Origin of the sequence: Chitinophaga niabensis (assembly GCF_900129465.1) — a bacterium.
Lineage (GTDB): Bacteria > Bacteroidota > Bacteroidia > Chitinophagales > Chitinophagaceae > Chitinophaga > Chitinophaga niabensis.
In genome coordinates this window covers 84,916-102,907 of sequence record NZ_FSRA01000002.1, presented here as the reverse complement: position 1 = coordinate 102,907, position 17,992 = coordinate 84,916, and the positions used below count along the sequence as shown (strand labels likewise).

General features: G+C 45.5%; 14 protein-coding genes. 10 read left to right on the top strand and 4 right to left on the bottom strand.

The window, feature by feature from the left end; genetic code table 11:
• Nucleotides 1-301: 301 nt before the first annotated feature.
• Nucleotides 302-1,339 carry an aminotransferase class I/II-fold pyridoxal phosphate-dependent enzyme gene (locus BUR42_RS17340; protein WP_074240714.1) on the bottom strand — a complete coding sequence of 346 codons (1,038 nt, stop codon included), beginning with the start codon at nt 1,337-1,339 and terminating at the stop codon, nt 302-304.
• 114 nt (nt 1,340-1,453) lie between these two features.
• Entirely contained in the window at nt 1,454-2,272 is an 819-nt protein-coding gene (locus BUR42_RS17335) for a lysophospholipid acyltransferase family protein (RefSeq protein ID WP_262488018.1), read from the bottom strand.
• Nucleotides 2,273-2,382: 110 nt separating this feature from the next.
• Between BUR42_RS17335 and BUR42_RS17330 the strand changes: the two genes are divergently transcribed.
• The 5 genes from BUR42_RS17330 to BUR42_RS17310 all read left to right on the top strand — a co-directional run bounded on the left by BUR42_RS17330 (nt 2,383) and on the right by BUR42_RS17310 (nt 6,818).
• Nucleotides 2,383-3,387 (top strand): helix-turn-helix transcriptional regulator, encoded by a 1,005-nt coding sequence (locus BUR42_RS17330; RefSeq protein WP_074240712.1) that lies wholly within the window; start codon nt 2,383-2,385, stop codon nt 3,385-3,387.
• A 133-nt stretch (nt 3,388-3,520) separates the two neighbouring features.
• Nucleotides 3,521-4,216: a hypothetical protein gene (locus tag BUR42_RS17325; RefSeq protein ID WP_074240711.1), complete on the top strand. Its 696-nt coding sequence runs from the start codon at nt 3,521-3,523 to the stop codon at nt 4,214-4,216.
• Nucleotides 4,217-4,530: 314 nt separating this feature from the next.
• The gene (locus BUR42_RS17320) at nt 4,531-5,526 is read left to right on the top strand and encodes a helix-turn-helix transcriptional regulator (protein WP_074240710.1); all 996 of its coding nucleotides are present in this window, start codon (nt 4,531-4,533) and stop codon (nt 5,524-5,526) included.
• 32 nt (nt 5,527-5,558) lie between these two features.
• Entirely contained in the window at nt 5,559-5,915 is a 357-nt protein-coding gene (locus BUR42_RS17315) for an Imm51 family immunity protein (RefSeq protein WP_074240709.1), read from the top strand.
• Nucleotides 5,916-5,945: 30 nt separating this feature from the next.
• Nucleotides 5,946-6,818, top strand: a complete 873-nt coding sequence (locus tag BUR42_RS17310) for a glycoside hydrolase family 43 protein (protein ID WP_084185667.1) — start codon at nt 5,946-5,948, stop codon at nt 6,816-6,818.
• Between the two features lie 98 nt (nt 6,819-6,916).
• Here the strand turns inward: BUR42_RS17310 and BUR42_RS17305 are convergent, their stop codons facing one another.
• Nucleotides 6,917-7,996: an alkene reductase gene (locus BUR42_RS17305; RefSeq protein ID WP_074240707.1), complete on the bottom strand. Its 1,080-nt coding sequence runs from the start codon at nt 7,994-7,996 to the stop codon at nt 6,917-6,919.
• 88 nt (nt 7,997-8,084) lie between these two features.
• Here BUR42_RS17305 and BUR42_RS17300 point away from each other — a divergent pair, with 88 nt between their 5' ends.
• A complete protein-coding gene (locus BUR42_RS17300) occupies nt 8,085-8,948 on the top strand; it encodes an AraC family transcriptional regulator (protein WP_074240706.1) in 864 nt (287 codons plus the stop codon).
• Between the two features lie 40 nt (nt 8,949-8,988).
• Here the strand turns inward: BUR42_RS17300 and BUR42_RS17295 are convergent, their stop codons facing one another.
• Nucleotides 8,989-10,509 carry a TlpA family protein disulfide reductase gene (locus BUR42_RS17295; RefSeq protein WP_074240705.1) on the bottom strand — a complete coding sequence of 507 codons (1,521 nt, stop codon included), beginning with the start codon at nt 10,507-10,509 and terminating at the stop codon, nt 8,989-8,991.
• Nucleotides 10,510-10,814: 305 nt separating this feature from the next.
• On the opposite strand from BUR42_RS17295, the gene BUR42_RS17290 reads away from it, so the two are divergent.
• From BUR42_RS17290 to BUR42_RS17275, 4 genes are all read left to right on the top strand, one after another.
• Nucleotides 10,815-11,399: a sigma-70 family RNA polymerase sigma factor gene (locus BUR42_RS17290; protein ID WP_143197505.1), complete on the top strand. Its 585-nt coding sequence runs from the start codon at nt 10,815-10,817 to the stop codon at nt 11,397-11,399.
• Between the two features lie 69 nt (nt 11,400-11,468).
• A complete protein-coding gene (locus BUR42_RS17285; protein WP_084185665.1) occupies nt 11,469-12,659 on the top strand; it encodes a FecR domain-containing protein in 1,191 nt (396 codons plus the stop codon).
• Between the two features lie 143 nt (nt 12,660-12,802).
• Nucleotides 12,803-16,213 (top strand): SusC/RagA family TonB-linked outer membrane protein, encoded by a 3,411-nt coding sequence (locus BUR42_RS17280; protein WP_143197504.1) that lies wholly within the window; start codon nt 12,803-12,805, stop codon nt 16,211-16,213.
• A gap of 20 nt (nt 16,214-16,233) precedes the next feature.
• Nucleotides 16,234-17,964, top strand: a complete 1,731-nt coding sequence (locus BUR42_RS17275; RefSeq protein WP_074240703.1) for a RagB/SusD family nutrient uptake outer membrane protein — start codon at nt 16,234-16,236, stop codon at nt 17,962-17,964.
• Nucleotides 17,965-17,992 lie beyond the last annotated feature (28 nt).

Sequence of the window (17,992 nt, the reverse complement as noted above, 5' to 3'; positions counted from 1 at the left end):
GTGGCTTGCTATGATGCAGGAATAAAATGGGTACGGATGTTACGGCCGTATCAGCAGCAACAACTAAAACGCATGGGGGAATATAATGTATGCATTGCCACCATGGGTTGGATTGAACATGTGTGTAAAGGTTTCATCCCGATTGATTTTACGAAACGCCTTTGATAAGGATCTGCTGCTGGTGGTGGACAGTTACCTTACATTCAGGAGTGGTTTTTTAATACGTTGGCCTATTAGTCTACTAAAACTGTAGACAAAATAAAGGATTTATATCCTATTCTCCAAGTGTTCAGGAAAAAAACTATTTCAGGGTATCTGCAATGGCTTGTAAACCAGGCAACAGTTCCGCCTGGTCCCAGGACATTCCCAGGGCAATCCTGATATGATCTGTATGATCTGTGACGGAGAATCCTGCTCCGGGAGGAATGTCAATATTCATTTCCTTCCATTGATCTGCCAAAGCAGGGTCTGCTTTCAGCCAGATATGATAGGAGCTGGGAAAGGTTTTGTAGGAAAGGCCATTAAAGATCTGCCCGATCTTTTCCTGTAAGGTCTGTGCGGCCTGCTGTTTGTCCCGGATGATCCCTTTCAGCAGTTCTCCTTTCATCAGGTAAAGACTGAAATCGGTAAAAAGCTGGGAGGTGCCGCTGGAAGTAAGTTGTACAAGGTTTTCGATACCCTGCAGCAGTCCTTTTGGTGCTGCAAGATAGGCTGCACGCAACATGGGGTTGAAGGGTTTGGACATACTATGCACATGCATGGTACGCTCCGGTAAGATAGTGAGGAAAGAAGGCGGAGGATCAGGATGCAGGAAGCGGTAGGCATCGTCTTCGAGGATATATACATCTTCATACGCCCTTACTACTTCTGCAATGGCCTGCCGCCTGCTTAAAGACATGACGTTACAGGTGGGATTGTGGATAGTAGGTTGCAGGTAGATGAGTTTACTTTTACCGGTTTTAAGATGTGCTGCCAATGCTTCCGGCAGCATGCCTTCTTCATCCGTGGTGATGATATGGAACTGGTAATTCATACCGGCCGCGCCCATTTTAAAACCGGGGAAGGTAGTAGGTTCTATGGCAATATGTTCCGTAATGCTCCTGAAGAAAGAGAGTACACAAAAGAGTGCATTGTTGCCACTGGGCAGGGAAATAAGGTCTGAATGTTCCGGTGCCGCGCGCAACCAGTTAAATACGATCGCTTCGCCGGATGCGTCCAGTGATTGATAAGGTACATGCAGCAATTTGCTGGCAAGGGAAGGGTTAATGTTACTGCAGTATTCTTTGAATACATCCATTTCCCGGGGAATGGAAGGGTAGTTTACACGTAAATTAAGCATACCCTGAAGGTAGGAAAAATGTTTAATCTTCCAGTGAACGGTGGTATTGCATCAGTATACCTGTGAGTGCAGCAAACACCGCAAGCAGCAATAATATGGCAGTAAGCGCTATGATCATGATCGGTTGTTTTTCCAGCGGCGGTGGCTCCACAGCCAGTACTCAGGAGATCTGCGGATGTCCTGTTCCAGGAATTCGGAAAATGTTTTAGTGATCGCATGTTCGGGCGTTGCAGCAGCCTGGTCTGTGATCAATGAGAAAGAGATCTCCCAATGAGAGGAGGCGTCTCTTTTATTTATCACGGCATACACCACTACTGCATCCAGTTTTTTGGCGATCCGCTCTGCTCCTGTAATAACATTGGTAGGCTGATGAAGGAAGTCCATGGTGAAGCGGTTTTCCTGCGAAGGCGATTGGTCTGATACAAAGATGTAAGCACCCGGCCGTTGCCTGTTGGCATGCATGTACCGCACCACTTTATCCATGGATAATAATTTTAAACCGAAGCGGGAGCGGAGCTTGCGCATGATCCTGTCGAACAGCCTGTTGGATAAAGGTTTGAATACGGCGTGTACATCAAATGAAAGATAAGAAGGGAGGATATTGGCATATTCCCAGTTCCCATAATGCCCTAACATAATGATGATGTTCCGTTGCTGTGCATGATAATGCTCCAGCAAAGCGGCATTATTCACCTGCACGCGTTTCTTCATCTGTTTTTCAGAAAGCAGTACCATTTCCAGCCATTCCAGGAACATATGACTGAAATACCGGTAGAACCGGCCGGCAATATGATTGATCTCTTCGTATGATCTCTCCGGGAAAGAGCGGGCCAGGTTTTGCATTACTACTGCGAATCGGTAGCGCAGGATGGTATGAAAAAGAAAATAGAGCATGCTGTATGTTAAATAAAGTACAAAGTACCCCGGATGCAGGGGGTAATCAGGAAATATACCGTTATAGAAGTATACAACGCAAATTTGAGGAATGATGAACGGGAAATGTTGCGGGATCGGGATTAAAGTTTGCGTAAAATAAATTAATTATGGAAGTAGTGTTCAGGAACAGTGCCCGTGAGGTGTTGCACAAAGACAAATTATTGCTCAACAGGGAGGAATTAATGGATTGCTCCGCCTGGGAAGCCGTTCAGGAAGAACGGAAGCCTTTCTGGGACCTGCGTTTCCGCCAGTTTTATTCAGATGGTATCCATATTGGTTATTGTAATGGTGATGTGCATCAGGAGCTGCATGTTTCTACAGTTGAACAGGCACCCATGCCCTGCATTGCTTTTTTGCAGCAGGGGGATATTGTGACCATGGCGCATGGGGAAGAGCAACCACAACACTTCACTTCAGGTGAACATAATATTTTATTGAATGCTTATACAACGGCAGCAACAGTATATAAAAAGCAGCAGGACCTGAAGGTGTTTGTGCTCAGCTTTCTGCCGGAGCGATTCCTGGCGCTGGCAGAGAATACCAGCCCGGTAATGGAAGCACTGGCGGAATATGTTGCGGGTAAAAAGCCCTCTTTTCATAAAGACTGTCAAAATCTTCCTTTAACGCCAAAGATGCATATGCTGATAGAAAGCATGAAGGCCTGTGGCTACCGGGGCGGGTTGCGTAAGCTTTTTCTGCAATCGAAAGCGCTGGAACTGCTGGCATTGCAATGCGCGCAACTGGAAGAAAGGGAGAAACGGCCGGTGCCTGGGGCGAAATTATTCCCGGAAGATATCAGGAAGGTACACCAGGCCCGGGAGATCCTGCTGCATGATCTGCAGCATCCGCCTTCCATGTCAGTACTGGCCCGGCAATCAGGCCTGAATACTTTTAAGCTGAAAGCCGGGTTTAAACATGTTTTTGGGAACACGGTTTTTGGGTACCTGAAAGATCACCGGCTGGAGCAGGCCAGGAATATGATCCGGGAGGGAGACAGAACGGTAACGGCGGTAGCTTATGAAACAGGGTATAGTACCCTGCAGCACTTTAGTAATGAGTTTAAGAAGAAATACGGGCTGAGCCCGAAAGAAGTAAAAGGGAGCAGATTGTAATTATCCCATACGCTTTTACTACGGGATGGATACGGGATGGCCCCGGGATTGATACGGGATTGGTACGGGATCACTGCGCAATTTATTGGGATTTCACAATTTTCTGCAAGATCAGCTGCTCTACCTTTGCATAATGGCAAAGCAAACAGGTCCGGTAAAAATAACAGGTACTATTGAAAACATCTGTTTTTATAAAATGGGTGATGGGTACTATGTCCGTTTGAAAAGCTCTTTAACCGGTAAACGGGTAAAGAAGGATCCCCGGTTCAAAAGAACAATGGAATTTGCTTCTTTTTTAAGTACAGCTTCAAAGATCGCTTCTGAGATCTACTGCATTATGCCCAAGCAGCGTGGCCTGTACCGCAGGATAGTGGGTATGGCCATGCAACTGCTTAAGCTGGGAATTGAAAGAGAGGAAACAATGCTGCAATTGCAGGAAATACTGGCCGCGGCATCGTTGAAAGAAACTGCGGCGCAATTGAATGAAACCGCAGCACAATTGGAAGGACCCGCAGCGCAATTGGAAAAATCTGCAGCACAATTGGAAGGACCCGCAGCGCAATTGGAAGAACCTGCTGCTCCTTTAGAACCGGAACAAGGGCCTGCCAAACTCCATAGAAGGCCAGGGAATATTGGCCATCACAACCAGGAACACGATCAATGTGAAAATAAACCAGGTCCGGAACTTAACTGCCGGAAGCAACATTTTTCCCGCCCGCTTTTTTCCTGTATTGCATATTATCACAGCTATGAACATAGAAAGCGGATGCCGCAACGTAAAAAAGGTAATGCCCGGATCAGCGGTGATACCTTTCATGTTATGATATAAGATATAGGTAGTGATAGGGCTGGTAACAAAGAAGAGCACCAGGCCTGTTATACCCTGTATGCCCAGCATCCCGCTGTAAAATGCAAACAGCTTCCCGTGCTTGTCCGAAAAGGGTCTTTTAGCCAACCAGCCGTATAAACTAATGAATAAGGTGGCCAGCAATAATAACATCACCGGCCAGCGCAGCCAGGAGTGGAGAAATAATGTGATCTGGTAAAACATCTGGTCTTTTATTTTACAGGCAAAACTCCTTCGGAATTTTATATTTACTTTTATACCATACGGAGCATGTTTTATACTAAACGGATTCTTTTATGATCGTAAGTGTTTATGATGCTAAAGGGCGTGCGGGGAAAGTTAACCAGGGAACAACGGCGGCTGTGATCGATCAGACGCAGGTTATTGAGAGAAGGAATAAGATAAAATTCCCTTTTGGCGATGCGGAAATGGTACAGCTGTCCTTTGCAGGTATCTTTGTAAAGTATGGGGATATTGCATTGCGTGAGCAGATCAACCTGCATATGGATATGGGAGATGAACCTTCTGTGGTAGAATTACATTTCACCTTATCCGGCTATGGCTTCCTGCAGAATGAAAGGAACGGCGACAGGTACGATTTTGTAGAGAACTTCTGCAATATGCATTACCTGCCACAGTTCACAGGTGCCGGGGAGTACGCTAAGGATACACGGTACCGTTTCTTTGAAGTGCACTTCACCACCGATGCATTCCTGGCACTGGCACAGAACAGCTCTCCGCTGCTGATGGACCTTGCTAACAGAATATCTACTGACAGTAAGATAGATGTCAGCAAGGAAAATATGCCTATTACCATGGCCATGCATCAGTGCATCCAGGATATTATGCATTGCCAGTTCAGCGGTGGTTTGAAGATGATGTACCTGCAATCCAAATGTATTGAACTGCTGGCATTACAGGCACAGGCATATGAAACCCTTACCGGCAAAACACCTTTCTCTTCCAGTATAACAGCGGACGATATTGAACGGATCCGTTATGCGCAATCCTATTTAATTCAACATTCCTTACAACCCCCATCTCTCATGGAACTTTCCCGCATTGCAGGGATCAATGAGTTTAAATTGAAGAGAGGATTCAAAGAAGTTTTTAATAATACCGTGTTTGGATACCTGGCAGATCATAAGCTGAATGAGGCCAGGGAAATGTTGTTATACCGGCAGCTGCCCATCAAAGAAGTGGCGGATCAGTTGGGATATTCCTCCGTGCAGCATTTCAGCAAAGCTTTTAAGAAGAAGTTCGGCGTTGCGCCCGGGCAGGCAAAGGGTTGATATTCGAAATTTATTGCAGAGAAATAGATCATATGGAAACAAACAAACATTATCCTTTTACATTAAGGAAAAACGATGACGTGTATAGCGTATCCGCAGACCTGGAAAGTGATGACCTGTATAACAGGTACTATACTTTCTTTAAAAAGCATGACTATGAAGGAAATGGTTACTGCTGGGAAGGACATATTACACAGATATTGGAAAAACTAGACGAAGACCTGTTGTCTGAAATAGAATTTGATCCTGAAGCCGGCGGTTTTTATGCTTATTTCCCCTCAGCAGAAGCACAGTTGAAATTTGCGAATTTGCTTTCTCCTATATTTTCGGATATGGATACATTGGAGGAATGGGTGTTGCAGGCAGACAGGGATAGGGTAGATGATTAGTCTGGCAGGAATTTTGGGGCCTGTTTTATTATGAACCCTGTCATCCAACATAAATTCACCGCAGACCCTACTGTTGTTAACCATAACGGCACAGTATATCTGTATACCGGCCACGATGAAGCGCCGGAAGGTTCGCAGGAATATGTGATGAAGGATTGGTTGTGCTTTTCTTCCACAGATCTGCAGAACTGGAAGGAGCACCCCAGCCCCTTAAAAGCCACTGACTTTTCCTGGGCTAAGGGAGATGCATATGCTTCAAAGGTGATCCATCATGATCAGAAGTTTTACTGGTATGCAGCAGTAACCCATGCCACTATAGAAGGCAAAGCCATTGGTGTAGCACAGGCAGATAACCCGGCAGGCCCTTTTGCCGATGCACGCGGTACTGCATTGATCACTCCTACGGATATTATTAACGGCAGCAATTTTGATCCTACAGTACTATTGGATGATGATGGCAGGGCCTACATCTTCTGGGGCAAACAGCAATGTTATTATGCAGAGCTGAAAAAGAACATGATAGCATTGCAAAGCCCTGTCAGAACTATTGAGTTGCCGGAATTCCAGGAAGGCGCGCATATCCACAAAAGGAACGGCTGGTATTATTTGTGCTACGGGTATGGTTTTCCTGAAAAAGTGGCTTATATGATGAGCCGCAGCATCCATGGCCCATGGGAGTTCAAAGGCATCCTTAATGAAATTGCCGGTAATTGTGAAACCAACAGACCTGCTATTCTCGATTTTCAGGGCGAAACTTACTTCTTCTATCATAATGGAGGTCTTGAAAAGGGGGATAGCCATCACCGCTCGGTATGTATTGATGTATTACATTACAATGAGGATGATACCATGCAACGCGTGATCATGACGTCTGAAGGAATTGCACCGGTCAGCAGCGCATAATATTTAAGCAGTTGAGTGATTGGTAAAGCTATCACCAGGCCGCTCAGGGTTGCACACATCAGACTAAATCAGTGAAGACCAATTTCAGGATCAAAAGATCACGATAGATGAAGTACCGGATAGTCAATATACCCCTTATCTCCTCCCTCATAAAAGGTTTCTTTATTGGCAACCGCTAAAGGTGCATTGTGCCTGAAACGTTCCACCAGGTCAGGGTTGGAAATAAAGGGCCTGCCAAAAGCGATAAGATCAGCTAAACCTTCCTGTAAGATGGCCTCTGCGGAATCGGCTGTGTAATCACCTGCCAGGATCAGCAGGTTGTGGAAACGTTGACGCACATCCTGTATGTATGCCCTGGATATAGAGGAAGCCTGGCTGGAGAGATGGATGTAAAGGATATCCATTTCCCGCAAAGCATCTGTGATATACCGGTGCGTAGCTTCTTCTTCTTCATAAGCCGGCAGATCATTCAGGATAGCAAATGGTGAAAGCCTCACACCGGTACGTTCTTTACCGATAGCTGCTGCCACACCTTCCATGATCTCTAACAGAAAGCGGCTGCGGTTAGCAATGCTGCCTCCGTATTGATCTGTTCTTTGATTGGTATGGGGGTGAAGGAATTGTTCAGGAAGAAAACCATGTGCGCCATGTATTTCCACGCCGTCAAAACCTACTTCTATAGCAGTGATGGCGGCCTGTATATGTGCTTTTATCATGTCTTGCGCACCGGCGGTGCTCAGGGCTTCCGGTTGTGTGGCAGGTAAATGGATACCTCCCGGCGTACGTATGATCGCTGCTGCTGTAATGGCAGAAGGTGCTACTAACGGAACACCTCCTTCCTGGTTCAGCGGATGCCCTATACGGCCTGTATGTACCAGCTGAATAAAGATCTTTCCGTTCCTGGCATGCACTTCCTCCACTACCTTTTTCCAAGCTGCCTGCTGCGTTGTATTATAAATGCCCGGTGCATGGAGATAACCAACTCCATTTGCCGCAACAGCGGTGTTCTCTGCAATGATCAAACCTGCGCCGGCCCTTTGCCCGTAATATACAGGTACGGAATTACCCGGGATGCCATTCTCTGACCGCCGCCTGCTCATAGGAGCCATTACCACGCGGTTGCGCAAAGTAATGGAAGGTGTAATGAGGGAAGACAGCAGCTTTTCTTTTAAACTCATGTGCTATTTGTTTTTGGTCCTCAAAATTACGCGGTGCCCCCATGGCGGAACAGTGATAAAGAAGGGTTTGTTTTGTAATTTTACAGGTATGGAGCATAAAGCGTTACACCAGCCATTTGAGTTGTATGTGTCAGATATGGACTGCTGGCATGAACGGCCCCTGATCTATCATTTCTTTGAGATCGTGCAGATCCTGGAAGGGGAGGGCACCCGGGAGGTGAACCGCAACCGGTTCCCTTATCAGAAGGGAAGCATCTTTCTTTTTACGCCGCTGGACTGCCGGGGATTTGATATTTCCATCCCCACACGTTTCTGTTCCATCCGTTTCTCAGAAGTTTTCCTGGCACAGTTCAAAAATGCACAAGACCGGGAAAGGATCACGCAATGGCTCAAACAACTCGAACACATCTTTGCACATCATAACCGTTTCCAGGAACTGCTGATCAAAAGGCCGGGAGACTGTAAGATGATCGCTGCGCTTATAGGGAATATGGTACAGGAATACGAGGGAAAGCAATCTTACCACGAAGAGAACCTGCAGCATTTTGTAACCCTGATCCTGAACATCCTGGCACGTAACATAGAGGATGCGGAAACAACAGCTACCGGGCTGGATCCGGAACCACTGATCAACAGGATGCTGGTGCATATCCGCCGGCATATCAATGAGCCCGATAAGCTACGGGTGGAGCATCTGGCTGCGAGCTTTAACCTCTCCGCTAATTATGTGGGGGAATATTTCAGGAAGTTCACGGGAGAAAGCCTGCAACATTACATTACACAGTATAAAATAAAACTGGTGCAGCAACGGCTGGCATACAGTACATTAACGATTGGCCAGATAGCAGATGAACTGGGCTTTACGGATGAAAGCCATCTGAGCAGGCAGTTCAAAAAGCATAATGGTATTAGCCCGGTTGAGTACAGGAGGAATATGAGTCAACGGAACTGAATCATCCTATGTTGTCCTTAGCGGGGCATTTACATTGAATTTAATGCAAAGCTGCTTCGATGTGCTTTTGCATCACTTCGTTCCCGGGGTATTCTGTAATTTGCTGTTTGAGTACTCCTTTCTTATCAAATACCAGGTAAGTGGGGATATTGCTAAAATTGAAACTGTCTAACAGATACTTCCACTCTTTTGAAGTCAAGTAATACTGTTCCCCTCCGATGCCTTGTATATGCCTTTCCCATAATTTCCTCGGCGATGAGGGCTCACCTATATAAATAAATGCAACATCTTTATTGGCGAACTGTTTTTTTAAGTCCCGGGATTCTCTCATGGCTTCAAGGCAAGGGGCACACCACGTTGCCCAGAAGTCAACAATAACGGCTTTTCCTTTGTATTTGGAAATAATAGCGCTCATCAATTCTTCAGGAGATACATCCGGAGTATTGTTGACCACTACCGTTTCCTTTGACCGTGCCAGTTGCATGATTTCCTGGTTCTTTCGCAGGAGGATCTTCTCCAGATCGGCTCCCTTGTAATAGTTCTTGATGTTTTCAATCTGCTTTACTGTCAATGGTTTTAGTTCAGTATCATATTGCATCGCATAGGCATTGCCTATGAGCATATCATAAAACAGGCCTTGATCCGATCCGATCAGGTGTGCCAAAATCCCTTTTACATTTTTTATCCATTCAGGAATGGGCGTATCCTGGATACGGGGAAGATCTAACGTACTATTTTGCAGTAACTTCTGCGTAAAGTCCGGATAAGAAAAGCAATACAGGTTTAGGGGATTATCCAGGTCAAGATCTTTAAGGAATGAATAATCCTGGCGGACAGGAATTTTTATCTCTGAACTATCTGGCATCTTATGATCGTTCGTATTACTGTAGTTTAAAACCATTTCATCGTAGTAATCAAATACGTGCCCGTAATACATCGCCAGAGAAAAATCCTTGAATACAATCTCCTTCATCTTGTCAGATAAAAAGGGCGGCTTGTTCAGAATGGCCCGCCTTTCCTGTAAAACGTTATTTGCATGATCGATAAAAATACTAAATGCTTTATTATACAGGGCCTCTCTTGGTTTACCAGATCTATATCGCTGCATTTCGCCAAATTTGGTTACGCCCCAGATAAGTTCTTCTTCAGTGAATCCGGCATTATCGTTGGTCTTTAATTTATTAATAGTTCCATCATCGGAATAACTGAAGGTTATTATACTGTTCTGCCCGTTTTTTAGTGGAACAGTAACTAAGTGTTCCATATTTAAATCCGTGGTTACGGCACACATACTAAGATTTGTTTCAGTGTTTAACTTCAATGCGAAACGTCCTTTTGAATCGAGCAGGGTTGTATACCGCTTATTTTCACCGGTAAATGGTTGAGGAATTGTTAACCATACCCATACACTATCTTTCTTAAGTTTTTCCGGGATAGTTACTTCTCCGCTTATACTAACAGTGCCGGCCTGCAGAACAGGAAGACCGGATTGGGCATAAGCAGTCAGGGGAAGGATAAATAACAGGATGGTGTAGGGTAGCTTTGACTTAAGTAATAACATAACGTTGATTAATGCAGTAATTGTAAAATTCAATTTAACCTTTTTTATTAACTAAAACGCAGGTTATTATACAGGCTTTACCTGTGCCTTTGCCACAGAAATATCCCTAAACCGTCCTGTACTGTCCTGTTTCCTTTCGTAAGTGTTACATTTACACTAATTTTGATGTAAGCTTGCAGGGTATTATATTTGATGGGTCAATCAACCAGAAAAAAAGGACAGTTCCTTTAAAAATGATCTTTTCCGAAAATTGTTTTTTGGTAATTATTTTTCCTAAGTTTACTTGAATAAAAGCCGCTGTTCATTTGTCCAGTCTACCTTATACTGATCAATTCTCTCTACAGGAGATGGCTGCCGGAAGCGAAGATGCTTTCTGCCGGCTTTTTGATCATTACTGGAACAGGGTGTATTCTTCTGCACTGGTATTGACAAAGTCATCACAGATGGCGCAGGACGTTGCGCAGGAAGTATTCCTTCAGTTATGGCAAAACAGGGAAAAGGCTACAGACATCCAAAAGCTGGATGGTTTCCTTTTCATCAGTGCCCGTAACCTGATCTTTAAAAAGATGAGCCGGTTAAAGCTGGAGGAAGCTTATCAGCATTATCTTACCTATCAGGCAAGGGTTGAATCGGGAGATACTTCTGTGTCTGCGGAATTCAAGGAACTGCAAACCCTGGTGGAACTAGGGATCAGCCAGTTGCCCCCACAGCAGCAAAAAGCTTTCCGCCTTAGCCGGGAAAGGGGCCTCAGCCATGAGGAGATCAGTCACCAGATGGGTGTTAGCCGTGCGGCTGTAAAAGATTATATTGTACGTTCCCTCGCTTTCCTTAGAAAATACCTCCGGGAGCATGCCTTACTGGCTACCGCGCTCCTTTCCAGGTTCCTTTAAAATATTTTTTTAATCCGGCACTTCCTTTTGTGCCTTTCAGTGGTCTTCATATTACAGGAGCTATTCATTATGCATGCAGATCTGAAAAATTTACTGGAAAAATACCTGGCGGGCGAGTTATCCGCAGAGGAATTCCGTACGCTATGGTCTGCACTCCGGGAACCGGGCAGCCGGCAAACCTGGGAGGCATTCATGAAAGAGGTATGGGATGATCCGCGTTATCATCAGTTGGAGAACAACGACGCTAAAGATGTCGTACTGGAAAAGCTAAAACCTGTTTTAAAAGATGTTCCCCGCAAACGGGTGTCTTTTATGAACAGGCGTACCTGGTGGGCTGCTGCCGCCAGTTTATTACTCCTTACAACCGGGGTTGCTTATTTCTTACAGCCTAAAAAACCCGTCCAGCTGGCTTCCACGCCATCGGCCCCCATTAAAAAAAATGAGGTGATGCCGGGAGGAGATAAAGCCATACTCACGCTGGCAGATGGTACCACCATTACGCTGGACAGTGCATCCAATGGTATGCTGAGCCAGCAGGGTAATACCAAAGTGGTGAAACTGGCCAATGGTAAACTGGTATATAGTACTTCCGGTGCCGCTACATCAGAAATAATGTATAATACCATGCGTACGCCACGTGGCGGCCAATACCGGATCACTTTACCGGATGGTACACAGGTATGGCTGAATGCAGCTTCTTCCATTACTTATCCTACCGCATTTTCCGGAGGGGAAAGGATGGTGAAAGTAACGGGGGAGGCATATTTTGAAGTAGCGCCGCTGGAACATAAAACTCCTTTCAGAGTAAAGATCATGTCCGGGGAAGGGGAGGAAAAGGCACAGGTAACAGTGCTGGGAACGCATTTCAATATCAATGCATATGATAATGAGGGGGATGTCAAAACCACCTTGCTGGAAGGTTCCGTGAAAATAACGAAAGAAAACTTCAGCATAAACCTGAAACCCGGCCAGCAGGCGCAGATCAGGCAGAAAATAGAGATCGTGGAGCCGGATGACCTGGAAGAGATAACGGCATGGAAGGAAGGGTATTTTAAATTCAATGAAGCCGACATCGGCAGCATACTGCGGCAGGCTGAAAGATGGTACGACATTACCGTTAGTTATCCGAACGGTGTACCGAAAGACCTTTTCAGCGGGTCATTACCAAGGCATGTGAGCCTTACGAAATTCCTGGAAATACTAGTATATAGTGATATAAATGCCAAAATCAAAGAAAGAACAGTCATTATAAATCCTTAACACAAACAACCTAACAGAATTAATCATCGGATTCAGGAAAAAGGCCGGAAGTATGAGGGTACAACCGGCCGGATGCTTGCGTCTGCGTATCAATCAATTTGCTAACTGTTGAAACGGGCAAAACCCAAACAAACCACGAAGTTATGAAATTAAGATTTACGAATTCCACAAGGTCTAAGGGCCTCCGCGGTCTGTTGCAATTCAGGCTGTGGCCTACCGGAAAAATTCTTCTGATCATGAAGCTAACGGCCATCCTGCTCTTTATTACGTGCCTCCAGGTGAGCGCAGAGGGATATAGCCAGCAGATCACCATTAACATTAAAAATGGTTCGCTGGAAAAGGTGTTTGCACAAATAGGGAAACAAAGTGGCTATCACTTCTTCTTCAACCAGCGGTTGATGAAAGATGCCAAAAAAGTTTCCCTGCAATTGAAGGACGCCTCTTTTAAAGAAGCGCTGGAAGCATGCTTCCAGGATCAGCCTTTTAATTATGTAATTGTTGAACAAACAGTAGTGGTGCGTAAAAAGGATGAGCCGGCACCTGTAGTGCATGCTACACCACCGCCACTAATACTGATAAAAGGAAGAGTGACCAGCGAAACGGGAGAGCCTTTACCCGGCGCAACCGTTAGATTGAAGAACAGTACCAAAGGTGCTACCACGGATGCCAAAGGAGAGTTTTCCTTTACCCTGCCAGATGGCACGGAAGTGGAATTGGAGGTAACTATGCTCGGCTATAAGACCATCACGCTAAAACCAGAGAACCTGAACAATGTTATTATCGCCCTCAAAGAAGAATCCACCACGCTGGAGAACTTTGTGGTGATAGGGTATGGGACTGCAAAGCGTAAAGACTTCACAGGATCTGTGAGTTCTGTGAGAATGGAGAATTCGCCCATGGCATCGCTGCCTAACCTGAATGCACTGGAGTCATTAAAAGGAAATGTACCCGGTTTGAGCATTGGTGCCAGCAATACTGCCGGAGATCAACCGGAAATGCTATTACGCGGGAGGAACTCTATCAGTGGCGATAATAATCCTCTGATCGTGCTGGATGGAACAGTGTTCCTGGGCAGCCTTGGAGACATTAATCCAAATGACATTGCCAGTTTTGATATCCTCAAAGATGCTACATCTGCGGCTGCATATGGTTCCCGTTCCGCTAATGGAGTAATTGCCATTACCACTAAAAAGGGCCGTTCCGGCAAACCATCTATTGCTTTCAACACATCAACAGGGATACAAACCTGGCAACGCAGGCCGGTGATGATGAAAGGAGAAGAATGGTTAGAAGTAGTGAATGCACGTAATAAATATACACCTGGTTCTACCAACTGGCTGAAACCGGGAGAAATAGCTAACAGGAATGCCGGAAAAGAAACCAATTGGCTGGATGAGGTTACCCGTACAGGGTTGATCCAAAGTTACCAGGCTGCTGTTTCGGGTGCCACGTCCACTGTGAACTATTACCTTTCTTCTTCCTTTGATCAAAACAAAAGTATTATAGTAGGAGATGATTTTAAAAGGATCTCTGTATTGGCAAAGCTGAATGCAAACATTACTTCCTGGCTGGAAATAGGTGTAGACGGAGGTTTTTCCAGGAGGGATTATTCCGGTATCCCGGCTGATATTGGAAGCGCACAAACAATGTCTCCATACGGCGTGATGTTCCGCGACGACCAGGGAAACCTGGAAAAGTATCCTTACACCCAATCTGCTGTTAATCCTTTATGGGGTGTAAATGATGGCACGCGCGACAACAAGGATATCAGAAATAACTACCGCCTCAATTCTCATCTTGTATTAAAAGCACCATGGGTAAAAGGCCTTAGTTACAGGTTAAATTATTTGCTGAATCAGGACAGGAACCAGGCCGGGGATTTTACCTATGAATCTAATTTTATTGCGGAAGGAGAAGGCATTGCCCGTTATTCCCCTGCAGCCATCCAGGGATTTTTAGCCCGTGCTACAGGGAATATCAATAACAATAGTACTTACAGTTATGTAATAGATAATATCCTGAACTACAAGCAGGATTTTGGCAAACATAGCGTCGATTTTACAGCTGTGGCTACAAGGGATTACCGGAGATATGAAATGACGAGGGCAACAGGAACGGACTTTGCCGCTAATGGTAATACTGCACTGGGCGTGAACGGCCTCTCTAAAGCTACGGTACAGCGAATAGAGATGAACGGCGAGGAAAGGGCCAATATTGGTTATCTGGGCCGGTTAAGTTATTCCTATAATGATAAATATTTCTTCACCGGTTCTTATCGCCGGGATGGGGCTTCTGTGTTTGGTGCGAATAACAAATGGGCGAACTTTTCTGCCGCCGGTATTGCATGGAGGATCTCTAATGAAGAATTCATGAAAGGAATTAAGTCCCTGAACAGTCTGAAGCTGAAACTTTCCTGGGGTCAGAACGGGAACCAGAGCGGAGCTCCTTATAGCACACTCTCTACCATTGCCAATGGTACTTCAGGCGGGGTAAGGTATCAATTCACAAATACCGGTAGCGCTATTCAATATGGCCTCTTTCAGAATGCATTGGGTAACTCAAATCTGGGTTGGGAAAAAACGGCTGCATGGAACGCCGGTTTTGAATCTGCCTGGTTAGATGAAAGGTTATTTGTAGATGTAGACCTGTACAGCTCACAAACCACCGACCAGATATTCGTCCGCAACATTCCGGTAATGACAGGTTTCAAGAATATGAGAACTTCCATGGGCCAGGTGAATAATAAGGGGATTGAAGTAACGGTAAGATCAGTGAATGTAAGGGAGAGTAGCTGGGGCTGGAACACTTCGCTTACTTTCTGGATGAACCGGAACCGCGTTGTTAGTTTGTATGGAGATGATCTGAATAAAGATGGTAAAGAAGACGATGACCTGGCGAATAATTTATTTATCGGGTATCCGCTTGATCCGATCTTTGGATATGAACAGATCGGTATTGTGCAGGCGGATGATGCGGAATATATCGCTTTAACAGGTGCTGCTCCCGGTGCCCCTAAATACAGGGATATTGATAAACAGCCTGGTATCAGTGCCGGCGACCGTAAGATCCTGGGAAATGAGAACGAGAATTTCAGGATGAGCATGAGCAACAACTTTAATTATAAAAACTTTGATCTCTATGTAATGATCTCGGGTACGTTTGGCGGCAATGGCTATTTTATGAGAGCTAACCAGGCAGCTTACATTACTGCAGGTACGGGTCGTTTTAATGATAATATGACGTCCAAGCCTTATTGGACCCCGGAGAACAAAAGTAACGTATATCCATCTGCCTACTTTGCAGGGGACGGGCGTTTCCTGGGATTGCAATCACGTGGATTTGTAAGAGTGCAGGACATTGTACTGTCTTACAAGGTGAATGCAGGGCTGTTAAAAAGGCTGCATGTTAACACTGCGAAATTCTTTTTAAGTGCAAAAAATGTGGCCACTTTTACTAACTGGCATGGCGGAGATCCGGAAGAAGGTGTAACGGTAAGGCAAAATATCTTCCCCGTACCATCCTCTTATTCCTTTGGCGCCAACATCAGTTTCTAATCCAATTCAACGAGTTTAACATGAAAAAGATCATTCATCATCATTATACTACCTGGGCATTGTTGCTATTGTTGTCTGGGATCGTAAGCTGTAAATCCGATAAGGATTTCCTTATGGAAAAACCGACCACCTTCTACACGGTTGAAAATGCCTACTCCACTTCTGCCCAGATAGACCAGTCACTAATAGCCATCTATTCCCAGCTGCGGGACCTTTGGGCAAACCCTGCTGAAGAAGGCTGGATCTTTGTGTTCCGTGGAAACGGAACGGATATGTACGATGTGGCCAGTATCAGAAGAGGATCTACTTTCAATAACTATGGCCTCATCAATCCGGATAACGGTACTTTCTTTAATTTTTACAGCACCTGGTACCAATTGATCGCCAAAGCCAACCTGGCGATATGGGCGGCAGACCTTCCTCAGATCTCATGGGCTACGCCGGCTGATAAGGCTTATGCTTTAGCGCAGGCCAGGTTCTTCCGCGCATTTGCCTACCGTAACCTGGGAGAGATCTTTGGTGGTGTACCTATTGTAACACAACCAACCACTGTGCCACAGTATAATTTTAAAAGATCTACCCGCGTAGAAACTTACCAGTTTGCTATTGATGAACTGCTGGCTGTTGAAAACGACCTTCCTGTTACAACAACCGCAGGCGGCCGTTTAGTAAGAGGCGCCGCACAGCATAACCTTTGCGAGCTCTATCTTGCCCTGGGTACACAACTGGCAGCAGAGGCAAAAACAACAGAAGCCAATGCTGCATTTGCACAATCCATCGCTTATGGCAACAAGGTGATAGACGGTGGTACCTTCTCCCTGATGAAGAACCGCTTTGGTGCAAGAAGTACAGAAGCGCAGGGTAATGTGTACTGGGACCTTTTCCAGGAAAAGAACGTGAACTATCAGGATGGTAATAAAGAATGCATCTGGGCCATACAGATCGATTATGCAGCGTATAGAGCAGAAGATGGTAAATCCAAACTCCCTTATTCCCGTACTTATAGTCCTGTTTTCCGTGATGGTGCCAAAGACCACCTCACCGGAACAGCAGAGAATGTAGGAGGAAGGGGGATTGCTCAGATGATACCTACCATGTACACCCGCGATGACATATATGCGGGGCAATGGGCAACAGATATGCGCAATTCAGATATCGTATTCCGCAGGAACTTTATCGGCAACGTGCCTTCTTCTCCTTACTTCGGTCAGGTTGTTCCCTGGAACGTGATGTATAACGGCAGTGCGGACCCGGTAACTAATATGAACAACAGAAGCCTTTGCTATCCTGTATCCTGCAAGATCGCCACAGATAAGTACACTGGGATAGCTGATGGAGAGAACATGAGCAATCTGTTCAGGGACGATTATTTTATCCGCCTGTCTGAAACCATCCTCCTGCGTGCGGAAGCCAAACAACGCAGCGGAAATAAACAAGGGGCGGCTGACGACGTGAATTTGCTGAGGGACCGTGCTGCCTGTACATACAGAGTAACGGCGGCGGATATGGATGATAACTTCAATCTTATTCTGGACGAACGTGCCCGTGAACTGGTGTATGAGGAGTGCCGCTGGAATACTTTGCTGCGGATGGGTGGAACCATTGCAGTTGACCGTATTAAAAAATACGCATACTGGCCTGAAGCAAAGGCAACACTTACTTTCAATTATAACCTGTGGCCTATCCCGCAAACCGTCATCGATACCAATAAAGATGAGAAGCTGGAGCAAAATCCGGGCTGGCAGCGATAATCTTTTTTTATATTGTAATAAGAAAGCC